This window comes from Stutzerimonas azotifigens DSM 17556, from assembly GCF_000425625.1.
Classification (GTDB): domain Bacteria; phylum Pseudomonadota; class Gammaproteobacteria; order Pseudomonadales; family Pseudomonadaceae; genus Stutzerimonas; species Stutzerimonas azotifigens.
The window spans coordinates 294,611-308,912 of the sequence record NZ_KE384408.1 but is presented as its reverse complement, the minus strand read 5'-3'; the positions used below and the strand labels follow the sequence as shown (position 1 = coordinate 308,912).

At 60.7% G+C, this 14,302-nt stretch carries 14 protein-coding genes and 1 pseudogene; 3 read left to right on the top strand and 12 right to left on the bottom strand.

Annotated features, from left to right (window positions below; all coding sequences use genetic code 11):
• Positions 1–386: pseudogene (locus tag H610_RS0111950) on the top strand (acetyl-CoA C-acetyltransferase); the annotation flags it as partial.
• Positions 387–522: 136 nt separating this feature from the next.
• Entirely contained in the window at positions 523–1,863 is a 1,341-nt protein-coding gene (locus tag H610_RS0111945) for a short-chain fatty acid transporter (RefSeq protein WP_028239884.1), read from the top strand.
• Positions 1,864–2,005: 142 nt separating this feature from the next.
• On the opposite strand, the gene H610_RS0111940 is transcribed toward H610_RS0111945, so the two are convergent.
• The 12 genes from H610_RS0111940 to H610_RS0111885 all read right to left on the bottom strand — a co-directional run bounded on the left by H610_RS0111940 (position 2,006) and on the right by H610_RS0111885 (position 13,176).
• Complete coding sequence (locus H610_RS0111940; RefSeq protein WP_043238404.1) at positions 2,006–2,932, bottom strand: ZIP family metal transporter; 927 nt, start codon at positions 2,930–2,932, stop codon at positions 2,006–2,008.
• Between the two features lie 199 nt (positions 2,933–3,131).
• A complete protein-coding gene (locus H610_RS0111935; RefSeq protein ID WP_028239882.1) occupies positions 3,132–4,019 on the bottom strand; it encodes an NAD(P)-dependent oxidoreductase in 888 nt (295 codons plus the stop codon).
• 85 nt (positions 4,020–4,104) lie between these two features.
• The gene (locus tag H610_RS0111930) at positions 4,105–5,418 is read right to left on the bottom strand and encodes a TRAP transporter large permease (protein WP_051231702.1); all 1,314 of its coding nucleotides are present in this window, start codon (positions 5,416–5,418) and stop codon (positions 4,105–4,107) included.
• Between the two features lie 25 nt (positions 5,419–5,443).
• On the bottom strand, positions 5,444–5,941 hold the full coding sequence (locus tag H610_RS0111925; RefSeq protein ID WP_028239880.1) for a TRAP transporter small permease: 498 nt from the start codon (positions 5,939–5,941) through the stop codon (positions 5,444–5,446).
• A 57-nt stretch (positions 5,942–5,998) separates the two neighbouring features.
• Positions 5,999–6,928 carry a TRAP transporter substrate-binding protein DctP gene (gene dctP / locus H610_RS0111920; RefSeq protein ID WP_201768365.1) on the bottom strand — a complete coding sequence of 310 codons (930 nt, stop codon included), beginning with the start codon at positions 6,926–6,928 and terminating at the stop codon, positions 5,999–6,001.
• Positions 6,929–7,131: 203 nt separating this feature from the next.
• Positions 7,132–7,452: a 2Fe-2S iron-sulfur cluster-binding protein gene (locus H610_RS0111915; RefSeq protein WP_028239878.1), complete on the bottom strand. Its 321-nt coding sequence runs from the start codon at positions 7,450–7,452 to the stop codon at positions 7,132–7,134.
• A 1-nt stretch (position 7,453) separates the two neighbouring features.
• Positions 7,454–8,704 (bottom strand): NAD(P)/FAD-dependent oxidoreductase, encoded by a 1,251-nt coding sequence (locus H610_RS23805; RefSeq protein ID WP_051231701.1) that lies wholly within the window; start codon positions 8,702–8,704, stop codon positions 7,454–7,456.
• A 336-nt stretch (positions 8,705–9,040) separates the two neighbouring features.
• Positions 9,041–10,471 (bottom strand): aldehyde dehydrogenase family protein, encoded by a 1,431-nt coding sequence (locus tag H610_RS0111905; protein WP_043238397.1) that lies wholly within the window; start codon positions 10,469–10,471, stop codon positions 9,041–9,043.
• Between the two features lie 252 nt (positions 10,472–10,723).
• The gene (locus tag H610_RS0111900) at positions 10,724–11,101 is read right to left on the bottom strand and encodes a carboxymuconolactone decarboxylase family protein (RefSeq protein ID WP_236614293.1); all 378 of its coding nucleotides are present in this window, start codon (positions 11,099–11,101) and stop codon (positions 10,724–10,726) included.
• Positions 11,102–11,255: 154 nt separating this feature from the next.
• Complete coding sequence (locus H610_RS0111895; RefSeq protein ID WP_028239875.1) at positions 11,256–11,609, bottom strand: Rieske (2Fe-2S) protein; 354 nt, start codon at positions 11,607–11,609, stop codon at positions 11,256–11,258.
• A gap of 20 nt (positions 11,610–11,629) precedes the next feature.
• Positions 11,630–12,718: an amidohydrolase family protein gene (locus H610_RS0111890; RefSeq protein WP_028239874.1), complete on the bottom strand. Its 1,089-nt coding sequence runs from the start codon at positions 12,716–12,718 to the stop codon at positions 11,630–11,632.
• A 131-nt stretch (positions 12,719–12,849) separates the two neighbouring features.
• Positions 12,850–13,176 (bottom strand): hypothetical protein, encoded by a 327-nt coding sequence (locus H610_RS0111885; protein WP_408054994.1) that lies wholly within the window; start codon positions 13,174–13,176, stop codon positions 12,850–12,852.
• A 214-nt stretch (positions 13,177–13,390) separates the two neighbouring features.
• Here H610_RS0111885 and H610_RS0111880 point away from each other — a divergent pair, with 214 nt between their 5' ends.
• Positions 13,391–14,299 carry a LysR family transcriptional regulator gene (locus H610_RS0111880; protein ID WP_028239872.1) on the top strand — a complete coding sequence of 303 codons (909 nt, stop codon included), beginning with the start codon at positions 13,391–13,393 and terminating at the stop codon, positions 14,297–14,299.
• Positions 14,300–14,302: the final 3 nt, after the last annotated feature.

The following is a 14,302-nucleotide window of genomic DNA, read 5'->3' as shown; positions in this document are numbered from 1 at the left end:
AGGCGCTCGGCCTGCCGGTGCTGGCGAAGGTCGCCGGCTACGCCAACGCGGGCGTCGACCCGGCGATCATGGGCATCGGCCCGGTCTCGGCCACCCGCCGCTGCCTGGACAAGGCCGGCTGGGCGCTGGATCACCTGGATCTGATCGAGGCCAACGAGGCCTTCGCCGCCCAGGCCCTGGCGGTCGGCCGCGAGCTCGGCTGGGACGCCGCCAGGGTCAACGTCAACGGCGGCGCCATCGCCCTCGGTCACCCGATCGGCGCCTCCGGCTGCCGCATCCTGGTCAGCCTGCTGCACGAGATGATCCGCCGCAACGCGAAGAAGGGCCTGGCGACCCTGTGCATCGGCGGCGGCCAGGGCGTGGCGCTGGCGATCGAGCGCGCCTGAAACCGGACGCGCGTTCTACACGGAGAAGCATGTACCTCGGCAATCCAGCCCCACCCGGCTGGATTGTCACTTTTCCACGGACCCGGCACGCCTCGGTGTGTCACTCGAAAAAGAAAAACAACACAGGAACGTCACTATGCTAGGCACCGTCACCGCCTGGAGCGTCAAGCTCGTGCAGCGGTATCTTCCCTCTCCCTTCGTATTCGCCATCCTGCTCAGCCTCATCGTGCTGGCCGCCAGCATGATGGTCACCGGCCAGGGCCTGCCGACGATGGCCAGGCACTGGGGCACCGGCTTCTGGAACCTGCTGACCTTCGCCATGCAGATGGCGCTGATCCTGGTCACCGGCCACGCCCTGGCCAGCGCCCCGGCGGTCTACCGCCTGCTCGGCGGGCTGGCCCGCATCGCCCGCACGCCTGGCCGCGCCGTGGTGCTGGTGACGCTGGTCGCGCTGGCCGGCTCCTGGATCAACTGGGGCTTCGGCCTGGTCATCGGCGCGGTATTCGCCCGCGCCCTGGCGCGCGAGGTGCGCGGCGTGGACTATCCGCTGCTGGTCGCCTCCGCCTACTCGGGCTTTCTCATCTGGCACGGCGGCCTGTCGGGCTCGATCCCGCTTTCGCTGGCCTCCGGCGGCGCCGACCTGGAGCGCATGACCGGCGGCGTGGTGACCTCCGCCATCGGCGTCGGCGACACGCTCTTCACTACGCTGAACCTGACCATCATCGCCCTGCTGGCGATCGGCCTGCCGCTGCTCAACTGGGCCATGCATCCGAAGCAGCCGCAGGTGGCCGACCCGGCCCTGCTGCGCGACCCGGAGCACGAGGCGCTGCCCCGCGGCACCCTGGCCCAACGGCTGGACGACAGCCGCATCCTCAACCTGATCATCGTCGCCCTGGGCGTGGTGTACTTCGGCTACTACTTCGCCGAGAACGGCTTCGCCCTGACGCTCAACATCGTCATCGGCCTGTTCCTGTTCATCGGCCTGGCACTGCACGGCTCGCCGGAGCGCTACATGCGTGCCGCGCAGGACGGCATCGGCGGGATCAGCGGCATCGTCATCCAATTCCCGTTCTACGCCGGGATCATGGGGATGATGGTCGGCGCCAACGCCGATGGCCTGTCGCTGGGCAAGCAGATTACCGACAGCTTCGTCGCCTGGTCGTCGGCCGATACCTTCCCGATGCTGGCCTTCCTCAGCGCCGGGTTGGTCAATGTGTTCGTGCCGTCCGGCGGCGGCCAGTGGGCGGTGCAGGGGCCGATCATGCTGCCGGCCGGCGAAGCGCTCGGCGTCGCGCCGGCGGTGACCGCCATGGCGATCGCCTGGGGCGACGCCTGGACCAACATGATCCAGCCCTTCTGGGCGCTGCCGATCCTCGGCATCGTCGGCCTCGGCGCGCGCGCCATCATGGGCTACTGCCTGCTGATCCTGGTGTACTCCGGGCTGGTGATCGCCGGCTGCTTCTATCTGTTCGGGTAGGTGCAATCGATGACTTAGGCGCGGGCTTGCCCTTTCCACACCAGAGGGTAATGCCCGCCCACGAAGATCGAAGCCGCGCGCCGGTCGCGCGGCTGCCCGATCGAACCTCATCGGGCAGGCGCTCTACGATGCAATCCGGTGCCTAGCCCAGTGCCGCATCGAGAAAGACCATCACGCACAGACCCGACATCAAGGAAAGCCCGGGACTGCCCTTGCCTCCCCGCCCGTAGGTTTCGGGGATGATGTTGTTGCATACCACGAACAGCATGGCGCCCGCTGCGAAACCCATGCTCAGCGGGTAGGAAATGGCGAAGCCGGACGTAACGGCGAGGCCGACCATCGCGCCGATGGGCTCCATGACGCCGGTCGCGGCGGCTACCAGGCAGGAGACAGGAATGGAAAGGCCGATGGCACGGAGCGCCATGGCAACCGCCAGGCCTTCCGGAACATCCTGAATGGCAATCGCCGTGGCGAGCGACACCCCCAGTTCCGGATCACCGCCAAATCCCACGCCTACCGCCATGCCTTCGGGAAAGTTGTGGATCGCTATCGCAATGACGAACAGCCATACTCGGCTGGCGCCCGCTGGCCCGGCGCCTTCCCCGTAGGACAATGCGAATATCCGATCATGGGGAACGAGCCGGTCCAGGCAACTGATCAGTGTCGCACCCAGCGCCAGGCCGAGTACCACCGTACCTGCGGCCGTGAACTTGCTCTCGAGGATCGAACTGGCCGCATCGAACCCCGGCAATATCAACGACAGGAAACTGGCGGCCAGCATCATGCCGGACGCGAAGCTGAGCATGTTCGATTGCATACCGGCGCTCAGCCTGCGCAGCGTTATCGCGAACGTGGCGCCCAGCGCGGTGGCCAGGAAGCCGGCGCCCCCGCCGATTAGCGCGTAGCGCGCCGCTTCGGGTTGGTATGCATACACCGTGATGCCAATTCCCGTCGTCACCAGCCCTATGACCCCGGCCAGGGCCGCCAGGAGGCCGAGGAAGGGTAGCCCGGCAGGTCGAACCTTGCTGGCGAGGGCTGCCAGCGAGACATATTGAGTCTTTTCAAACATGCCGTGATTTCGCTCGTTTGCGTGCGTAGATGGGTTCAATGAGCGCTCCAAGAAACGAATGGAACGCTCGTTGCGAGGGTAGCGAGAGGATTCTGGCGAAAGATCTCGCCAGGAAGCGCGACGGCCTGAGAGCCGTTGAAAGTGGCCAGGGCGGCAAGCGTTGATGCATTCACCCGACTCCCGCCCTCGGCCAGGTCATTCAACCCTTGATTTCAACGCCCGCCATTTCCTCTACGACCAGGGCGATCGCCGTGTGGTCCATGCCGCCACAACCCTTGGCCACACCGTACTTCCACAATTCGTATACCGCCGAAGAAACGAATGTCGGAGCGCAGGTCCTGTGCGCCATTTCCATCGCGATGCCGACGTCCTTGCACATCAGCCCGATAGTGAAGCCCACCTCGAACTTGCGCGACATGACCTGTTGCGGGAATTTCACTTCGCTCGACACGCTTCGGCCGCTGCCTACGTTGATCACATCGAGCATCTTCTGCGCATTGACGCCCATCTTGACCCCCAACGACATGGCCTCGGACGTGATCGCCAACGTCGTCGCGGTGATCAGGTTGTTCAAGGCCTTGACGGTATGGCCGGCCCCGAGATCACCGACGTGAATCACATGCTCGCCGACATCGCGGAGAATGACGTCGGCATCCGCCAGCACGGCCGCATCGCCGCCCACCATGATCGTTAGCTGTCCGGTTTCGGCCTTCTTCACCCCACCGCTGACCGGGGCATCGAGCATGCGAACGCCTTGCCTCGACAGTGCAAGGCCGATTTCGGTGGTGATTGCCGGAACCGAGCTGGTCATGTCGACGAGCGTGCTTCCCTCGCGCATGCCCGTCGCCAACCCCTGCTCGCCGAAAACGACCTTTTTGACGATGTCGCCATTCGGCAGCACGGTGATAACGAACGAATGCTCCGCACCAAGCGCTTTCAGACTTCGATAGCCCGTTGCGCCGAGCGCGACGAGCCGTGTGACAGCCCCCGCATCGGAGTCATACACGCCGACATCGTGTCCTTGCTCCATGAGCCGCTTGGCGACCCGCCCGCCCATGTTGCCCAGCCCTACTATCGCAACTTTCAAAGTGCAGCCTCCTTTAAATGAACTGCAGCCTGGTTGGCAGCTTGAGCCCAAGGCCCGAAACCAATCCAGCCATTGGAAACTTTCTCTAGTTCAGCAGGAGCGTCGTTATGGAAGGCACGACCGCAACCAGACACAACACCAGCAACATGATCCCGACATAGGGTGCGGCACCTGCCATGATTCGCTCGATGGACACGTCCCGGACGACGCCCTGGACCACGAAAAGATTCAAACCGACCGGTGGCGTAATCAATGCCATTTCCATGTTGATCACCAGCAGTACGCCAAACCAGATCAGGTCCCAACCGAATGAACTGATGATCGGAACCAGGATCGGCGTGGTGATTACGATGATGGAGATGGTCTCCATGAAGCAGCCGAGAAACAGCAGGAACAGCATGATCGCGGCCAGGACAATCCACGGCGCCACGTCCATGCTGGCGACGGTATTCGAGAGAATGGGCGCCACGGCCGTGGTGGTCATGACATAACCGAACAGCATCGCCGCCGCGACGATCATCAATACCATGGCACTGCTGCGCGCCGACTCGAGCAGGATCTTGACCAGCATCCTGCCGTCGAGCTCGCGATAGAGCAGGCCGGCCAGCAACAGGCTGGTGATCGCCCCGAGAGCCGCCGCCTCGGTGGGCGTGGCGATGCCCTGATAGATCGAACCCAGGATGATCCAGATCAGCAACGCCATCGGCAGCAGATCCAGCAAGGCGCGCAAACGCATCGTCAGCGTGACCTTGCGAACGTCGGCGGCAGGGTCGATCACTTTCAGATTTCCGCTACGCCAATCGAGCCATACCTGATAGCCGATGAAGGACGCGGCCATGATCAGGCCTGGCACGATGCAGGCGATGAACAGCTTGTTGATCGACTGTTCGGCAATGATTCCGTAGATGATCAGCGGAATGCTCGGCGGAATCAGAATGCCCAGGGTTCCGCCGGCGGCAACGGCGCCGCAGGAATGGTTGTCGCTATAGCCCAGGCGCCGCATTTCCTTGATTGACAGACCACCGATAGCGCCAGCGGTGGCGACGCTCGAGCCTGACACCGCGGCCATGATGGTGGACGCCACCGTCGTGGCGACCAGCAGAGCGCCCGGCACGCCATGCATGAGGATCGCCAGCGCGTTGTACAAACGCCCGCCCATCCCCGAAGCGGAGATGATGGCACCCATCAGAATGAACAGGGGCACGGCCGTCAGCGCAAACTCCATCACGCTGCTGGTCAGGGTCGGGGCCACCAGGCTGAACGCCGAGAACCCTCCTTCCAGGACGAACAGAGAACCGAGGGCCACAGTGAACAGTGAAAACGCAACCGGAATACCGATCGCCAGGAGCAACAACAATGCACCGAACATTGTTGCGCCAATCCAGATTTCCGCAGGCATTTTTATTGTCTCATGAAATTCAAGATTAGTTCTCAACGGCCGGAACAAGCCAACGGCGAAGAGCATTGCGCAACTGAACGGCCAATAGCAGGAACATTCCTAGAGGAAGAGCGCTGTAGGGAATCCAGAGAGGTACGGAAAACATACCGGCAGATTGCTCGCCGGAAATCCAGACTTCGAACCATTGTTCGCAGCCGAACCACAAGAGCGATCCGACCACCAGCAGAACGACGCTATCCGATACCGACAGCGCCAGGCTCCGCAACCTGGGGCTCAAGCGGGTCGTTACGATATCGACGCCTACATGTGCGTTTTCCCGCTGCGCGTAGGCGGCACCGACAAAGGTAATCAAGGCGACAAGATAGGTATTTACATCGGTCACCCAGGTGGTCGTCGCCCCGAATACACTACGCGCAACCACATCGTAACTTACCGAGATACCGATAAAAAAAGCCGCACCTCCGGCAATGATACCGATCATCGTTATTAGACCATCGAAGCATTTCAGTGCTTTACTGGGCATTGTTTTCGCTCCTAGTTCCAAACGAGCCGGCACGACCAGCAGGCCGGCCCGATTGGTTCATTGCTGTTCTGAAATTGCCTTTTCCAGAAGTGCCGCTCCATTCGGAACGCCCTTCTCGAAAGCGGAGAAAGCATGAGCGGCAAACAGGTCGTGCCACATGTCCCAGTCGGCTTTGGTCAGCTTTGCCACGCTGACGCCATTTTCCTCAAACTCCTGCGCGACCCGCTTGTCCTCCAGCCTGGCGCCTTCGAGGGCTTTCGTTTCGACGCTCCTACCCGCCTCCACGAGGATTTTCTGCTGCTCCGGGCTGAGTTCCTTCCAGGTTTTCATGCTGATGGCAATCGGCTCTATCGTGAAATAGACCGAATAATCCTCAGGCGACACGTAATGCCTGGATACCTCGTACACCCGGTATGCGCCCAGCGAACTTGAAGAGGTCAACAGGCCGTCGAGCAGTCCGCTCTGCATGGCTCCGTAGGTTTCCGATGAGGGCATGGTCGAGGTGCTCGCACCGGCTTTCACGAGCGCACCCTCCATGTACTTGCCCGCAGCACGGACCTTCTGGCTCTGCAGGTCCGCCGGTACGCGAATGGGTCCCTTGGTCGAGGCGAACCCCCCGGCGATCTGAATCCATGCAAGCGTCTTGAAGCCGTACTTGTTGGCCTTCTCTTCCAACTCCTTCCAAGCCTCGGTGTCCTTGAAGGCAAAGACTTCGTCGTGGCTTTTCCAAAGCCCCGGCAGCAATACGAGATTCATCTCGGGAATGGCTCCGGCGGAATATATATACGGATAGATTGCCAGGTCGATGGCACCGGACTTGAGGGCCGTATGTGTGTCAGCCGCCTTGACCAGCGACTGAGCGGGGAAGAAGCGTATTTTTATATCTCCGTCGCTGAGCCTTTCGACTTCCTTGGCGAACTGCACTCCCGCCGCGATGACATAGTCCTTTTCATTTTGCGGCCATTGGTGGGCCAACTTCAGCGTCATGGACTCCGCATATGCGAGCCCCGCCGACAACGACAACGCAACACCAAGGCAAACTATTGTTTTACGGAGCATTTTCTGTTCCTCTATTTTTATATTTGTTGTATTACACCGGCCTGTTGAAGCATTCGAGCCAAGAGAGACTTTATCCGCCGGTTGCAGCTCGGCATGTGCACGCGTGCCGGGCAAACGCTCTCTTGACGTCGTCAGGCTTGAGATACGGGAAGCCTGATCATCAACCCATCCATTTCTTCGCCCACGACGATCTGGCAGGTCAGGCGTGATCCCTCCGACCGTTGATAGGCAAAGTCGAGCATGTCCAACTCCATCGAGTCGGCTGGTTCGAGTTTTTCCTGCCATGCCTCGTCGACATATCCATGGCAGGTCGCGCATGAACAGGAACCTCCACAATCGGCATCGATTCCCTTCACACCGTTCTGCACAGCGGCTTCCATCACGGTTTGGCCGACCCGGGCACCGACCTGCTTCTCGGTACCGTCTGGCTCAATGAAAATGATCGTGGGCAAGTCAGATCTCCTGCGTGGTGTTCTTAGGTGTCAGGACGAATTCCGGTATGGCGCTCAGCTCGACCGACGGGTCGGCCAGCGCATCGAAACCTGGATTGAAGCCAGCCATTAGCCAGCGCTTCGCGGTCATGAAGGCTTTCGGATCGTTGATCGCGTCGACTGCGAGAAAGCGGTCGTCATCGAAATACCAGACCGAAAGGCCTGCACGGGGCGCCTCCCTCACCGCGACGCGGTTATAGCCGTGGTGCAGGCCGGCGATCTGCAGCTTGGTGGTGTACTGATCGGACCAGAACCACGGCGTCGGCAGGTACCGGGTCTCTTCGCCCAGCATCGAGCGCGCCACCACGTCGGCCATGTCAACAGCGTTCTGAATGGATTCGAGCCGGATGTGCAGTCCCCGATAGGGGAAGGACGCGCAGTCGCCCGAGGCATAGATGGACGGGTCGGAGGTACGCCCGCAGGCATCGACGACGATGCCGTTCACCACAGCCAGCCCGGCGCGCTCTGCCAGTTCCGTGGCGGGGTTCACGCCGATACCGGCGACGACCACATCAATGTCCATTTGCGAGCCGTCGTCGAGACGCGCACGCACTGCCCGCCCTGCGAGCAGCTCGAGACCATCGAGGCCGACGCCCTCCCGGATCACCACGCCGTTCTGCAGGTGCAATGCCCTGAAATAGGACGCGGTCTCGGCCGAGGCCACACGCTTGAGAATCCGCTCGGCCTGTTCGATCAGGGTGACCTGCATGCCGAGGCTTCGCGCCACCGCCGCGGTCTCGAGCCCGATGTAGCCTCCTCCGATCACCAGCAGCCGGCGTCCTTCTGCGAATTCGTCGCGCAGCGCCCTGGCGTCGGCCAAGGTCCTGAGGGTGTAGACGTTAGTGGCATCGCCACCTATCGAAGCCGGCAGGCGCCGTGCAGTAGCCCCCGTCGCCAGCGCGAGCGAGTCGTAAGGAAGCGTCGCTCCGTCATCCAGGGTGACGCTTTTTTCCAGACGGTTGAGCGACTTGATTCGGCAGCCCAGACGCAGCTCGATATGCTCACTTTCATAAAGCTGCTTCGGCTTCAGATAAAGCCCTTCGGCTTCCGTGAGGCTGGTTACATATTTCTTCGATAATGGCGGGCGGTGATACGGAAGATCGGGCTCCTCGCCAATAAGGGTGATTTCGTGCCGGCATCCCAGCATCCGCAACCTGAATGCGAGGGAAACGCCTGATTGTCCTGCCCCGATAATTATTATTTTCTTGGTCATGCTTCGGGTTCCGTCTTGATTCAGCTTTGTTACGGCCACTCCGGAGTCATTGCCCACCGCTGGATCATGGTGCTGGCAGCCTTGCTGCCCATATAACGCGACCATGCACAGCTGCCTTTCGAGCAGCAGAAACCTTTACTGCTCCGGTAGGAATCCAGCTACAGGGTGCTCCGCAACGAAGTCGTTTTGAATCTGCTTTTACCGACACCCGCATTCACGCTGGCCGAATGCGCTGCCGATTTCGCGGCCTAAGCAAAACGCTCGGGCCCTTACACCTGTACGCCACGGACACCCTGGCGAACGCCTGCCTTCGGCAGACAGGTGCAGGGCCGCGCGTCATTCGAAACAGTTCACGATGGTCTTGGTGGTGGTGAACTCGTCCAGGGCGATGAAGCCTTTCTCGCGTCCATAGCCACTTTTCTTTCTGCCTCCGAAGGGCAGCTCGACCCCACCACCGGCGCCGTAGCAGTTGATATAGACCTGGCCTGCGACTACCGCGCGTGCCATTCGCTGCTGACGCGCACCGTTCTCGGTCCACACCGCTGCCACCAGGCCATATTCCGTCGCGTTGGCGAGGGCAATGGCATCCGCCTCGTCTTCGAAAGGCATCGCCGCGAGCACCGGACCGAACACTTCGGCGGTAGCCAGCTCGTGGTCACGGGGGACAGGTCCGAACAGCATCGGCGGAACGAAGAATCCACCCGGCTCGACTGCATCGATCCGCCCGGATGCGAGCAGCGGCAGGCCGGACTCGTGGATGCGCTGGATGAAGGCCTGCACCCGCTCGAATTGCGCACGGGTGATGATCGGGCCGCAATCGGCGCCGGAGTCCGGCATGCCCGCGCGAATACCCTCGAACCGGGCGGCGACACGCGACACCACCTCATCGTAGATTTCGCGCTGGATCAGCAGGCGAGTGCCTGCCGAGCAGGTTTGCCCGGTGTTTTGTGCGAGGGCGCCGACGATGATGGGCACCGCCTTGTCGAGGTCGGCGTCGGCGAAAACGATCTGCGGCGACTTGCCGCCCAGTTCGAGTACACAGGGGACATGGTTGGCCGCGGTCGCCCGCTGCACCAGTGCGCCTATGCCAGGCGAGCCGGTAAAGGTGACCAGGTTGATGTCCGGGTGCGCGGTCAGGGCCGCCCCGGCTTCATGACCGAACCCGGTGACGATATTGAGCGCGCCATCGGGCAGGCCCTCTTCCATCATCAGCGTCGCGATATAGAGCACCGACTGGCACGCCTCTTCCGACGGCTTCAACACGATCGCGTTGCCGGCAGCCAAGGCTGGACAGGCCGTACGCCCGAACATCTGGGACGGATAGTTCCAGGGGATGATGTGCCCGGTCACTCCGAGAGGCTCGTGGACGACGTTGACGCTGTAGCCGTTCAGGTACGGAATGACTTCGCCATGATGCTTGTCCGCCGCTGCGCCGTAATATTCAAAGTACCGTGCCAGCACGCCAATATCGCGTTCCGCCAGATGCAGCGGCTTGCCGGTATCGCGTGATTCGATTTGTGCAATTTCCTTGGCCTGTTGGAGTATCCGGTTACCGATTCCGAGCAGTAGACGTCCCCGCTCTGCTGCGGTAAGCCGCCCCCAACTGGAATTCAGGGCTTGACGCGCCGACTTGACGGCTGCGTCTATTTCCCACTCGCCCCCGCGGCTAACCTGAGTGAAGACTTTGCCGGTTGCCGGCTCGTCTACATCGATCAGGCGTTCGTCGCGTGCGGCAAGCCATTGCCCGCTTATTAATATTGTTTTCATGGCATCACCTCGAACTGCCAGGACAGAAAGCGAAAAAGCGACCTGACCCGGCCCGGATAGCTGCTTGCACGCAACCCCAAATGGCAAATTGTGTGCAAGCTTGGTGAACCTTCGCATACCGCGGCGGAACGCCTTCAAGGACCCGATAGCCCCAAAGCGCTCACGCCGCACAGCAGGAATGACACGCACTCGTCCTGCCCTGCCGCTGCCAGTACCGTCTCATGACGACGATCGTGCTCAACGGAGGACAAATCAGATGCCCATCTCCTTGAACACTTCCTGTGCGGTACGGAAGCTGTCGATGGCTGCAGGCACGCCGCAGTACACCGCAACCTGCAGGAATACTTCCCGCAGTTCCTCTTTGGTCCAACCGTTATTGATCGCTCCACGAACGTGCATTTTCAACTCTTGCGTTCGGCCGAGCGCGGAGATCATGCCCAAGTTGAGCATCGAGCGATCCTTGCGACTGAGCCCAGGGCGGTTCCAGATTTCGTCCCAGCAGTATTCCGTAACAAACTCCTGCATCGGCCAGTTATATTCAGTCGCCTTATTTACGGCCGCATCTACATAGGCATCGCCTAATACTTCACGGCGGGTTTTCAAACCTTTTTTAAACTTCTCGGAGAACAGCTCTTCGTTCATCTTCACCTCGACTTTGAAGGCACATCCGGATTTGAACCATCTGGGAGAGTCAGCCTGCCATTGGCAGGCTCGGTTCGTGTGATTTGACGCGCCATGGAACACACGCCCCGAGCCGCCTCCCCCTAGAAAGGCGTTCTGTTTCTCACACGTCTACGTAAACTTGCCCGTCCCGGACCGAAACCGGATAGGTCTTTATCTTGCTATCGCTCACTCCGAAGAGGCACTTTCCGGTTTCCAGATCGAATTCCCAACCGTGCCACGGGCATTTGACGACCTGGTTCTCCATTCCATATTTGAATTCCCCTACGCAAGCAGTGGGCAGCATCGTCCCCTCTACCGTTCCCCTCGCCAGAGGTGCCCGCTTATGGGGGCAGAGATTCTTGACGGCATACACCTTGTCGCCCCGCTTGAATACGCCAATGGGCCTTCCTTCGATGTCGACGATCAGCGCATCCGTATTGGGGATATCTTCCAAGCGACCAACATTATGTTCCACGGGTTTCTCCTTAGCCGGTTCTATACCGCGGCGTTAAGTCCAAACAACTCGGCTGCGTTGTCATAAAAAATTCGCTGCTTCATGGCTTGGGGCAGCCGCTGGAAAGTTGTCTCAGGATAGTCGGTGTCCCAATGCGGATAATCGGTGCTGAACAAAATGGTGCGCTCGGCATGCACCATCTCCAGAATTTGAATCAGGTACTCGTCCTTCTCAGGCTCTTCCAGCGGCTGGCTGGTAAAACGGACATGATCGAGCACGTAACGGCTTGGCTCCTGCTCCAACCACGGGACTTCGCGACGGAATTGCCGCCAGTTCTGGTCGACCCGCCAGAGCATGTGCGGCACCCAGCTGAAACCGAACTCCGCGGCCAGGAACTTGAGTTTCGGGAAACGCACGAACACGCCTTCGAACAGCAGGCTGGCGATATTGCCCATCGCGATCTGGGGGAAGCAGGAATGGCGTTCGATGTAGCTGCTCGGCACCCCGCCGGCGAAGGCTACGCTCGTCTGAAACGCCCCTTCGGTGCCGGTCGGGTGAATGAGAATAGGCAGGCCAAGCTCTTCGGCCGCCTCGTAGATAGGGTAGTAGTGACGGTTCCCCATGAGCACATTGATCAGCGGCATGTAAACCGCAACGATGCTCTGCTCGCCGCCGATGCGACGGATCTCCTTGGCAGCCTCTACCGGATCGTGCACCGCGACGCACATCGCCAGACGATAGCGCGAATCGACGTCGAGCCATTTATCGCGGAAATAATCATTAAAAGCGCGAGCCAAAGTGATCGCCTCGCCAGTATTCGGCAGCGAGACCAGCTTCCCGGCCTGAATCGACGAAAGAATCGCATATTCAATTCCGTGCGGATCCAGATGGTCCTCACGCATGAAATACGGATCCGAGCCGCCGGCGCCACCGCTCGGTGGCGTCGTGTCGCGACGAATCGAGGTGGCACCGGCCAGGGGCGGGCGTAACGGATGGTCCGGCAGAATCGCGCGTTTGCCTTCGAAGCGCATTTGCCAGCTCTTGCTCATATAGGGTTTAAGCCCTTCGATATCGCCGTTCACCCATGGATGCACGTCCGAATCGATAATTTTCATGCGGGAATTATTCATTAGCTCACCTCTCGCAGTTTCTTCACTCGCATCGAATTAAGGGCACGATGTCCCCGGAGCGAGTCTTTTCCATCAATGAATTCATTCCGGTTGTACGCGCGGCTTTAGTTGCCTTCGCTGTATTTCGGATGTCATCCGCGACAGATACCGCGGACCGAACGCGGCAGATCGAGCAGGCGCTCGGACACGTACGACTGGATCAGGTTGGTGGAGATAGGCGCCATTCGGCATAGGTGGGTCTCGCGGAGCTTGCGCCCGGCGTCGGACTCCTCGCAGGCGCGCCAGCGCATCGTTCCGGTGGCCTCGATTTCAATGCGGGCTTCGGCGGTTGGGAACCGAACGCCCCGGTTCTGGCCGAACACCGCCCGGTCGCTAGCGGCGGAGAATTCGGCACAGAAGGCACGCACGCCTTTGCCGATGGCGTTACGTCGCTCTCGCTCATTCTTATTGTTATTCATGACCATCAACTCTTCGTCAGGCTTGAGATTACGCAATGGCTTGACCGAAGCCCTGGCCTACCGCGTCGTCGCTGAGTACACCTTGCAACCCCACTCGCATTTTGGGAATTTGCAATTGCGGAGACCGGTGTTCGGCTGCGCAGAACGCCCTCGCGTGCAAACCATTGGCAGATGGACGAAGCACATCGATGCTTTGCCAGGAGAAAAAAAGCGAATGCATTTCGAAATCGCTGACATGCGCCTGTTCATACATGTAGCCGAATCACCCAGCCTGACGCAGGGTGCACGCCGCGCCCATCTATCGCCCGCCGCGACCAGCGCAAGAATCAAGGCGCTAGAAGGTCAGCTCGGCACACGGCTGCTATACCGGGATACCCGTGGCGTCATGCTGACGCCGGCAGGCACCAAGCTCTTGCAGCACGCCAGGTTGATCATGCGCCAGGTGGATTACGTCAAGGCCGAGTTCGCCGAGTACGGAACAGGCTCCTTCGGGCACATACGCATCTTCGCCAACACAACGGCCGTGACGGAGTTTCTGCCGGAAGTACTCGCCGGTTTTCTCGCCCAGCATCCCGGCGTCACGGTGGATCTTCAGGAACGGCTGTCGCGGGACATCGTCCGGGGCGTGCTCGATGGGTCGGCCGATCTGGGACTCATCGCCGGCCCCGTGGAAGCCAAAGGCCTGGAGGTTCTGCACTACAGTACGGACCGGCTGCTGCTGGCGCTGCCACAGAATCATCCGTTGGCCAAGGAGCCCCAGGTCACCCTGGGTCAGACCCTCGCTTACCAGCATATCGGCCTGCACGAAGGCAGCACGCTTTTCAGCTTCGTCAGCGCGCAGGTGGAGCGGCTCGGCGGCACCTTGCCAATGCGTATTCAGGTGTCCAGTTACGAGGCCATTTGCCGGATGATCGAAGCCGGAGTAGGCATCGGCATCATTCCGGAATCGGCTGCAGAGCGTCATTGCCGCACGATGAAGCTGGTCACGGTACACCTGAAGGAGCCCTGGGCCATCCGCGAGCGCAGCCTGCTGGTACGTGAACTCGATGCCTTGCCTGGCTGCGTGAAGGAACTGGTGGAGATTCTTCGGAATTCGGAAAGGTCCAAGTCCGCCGAGGGCTAATGC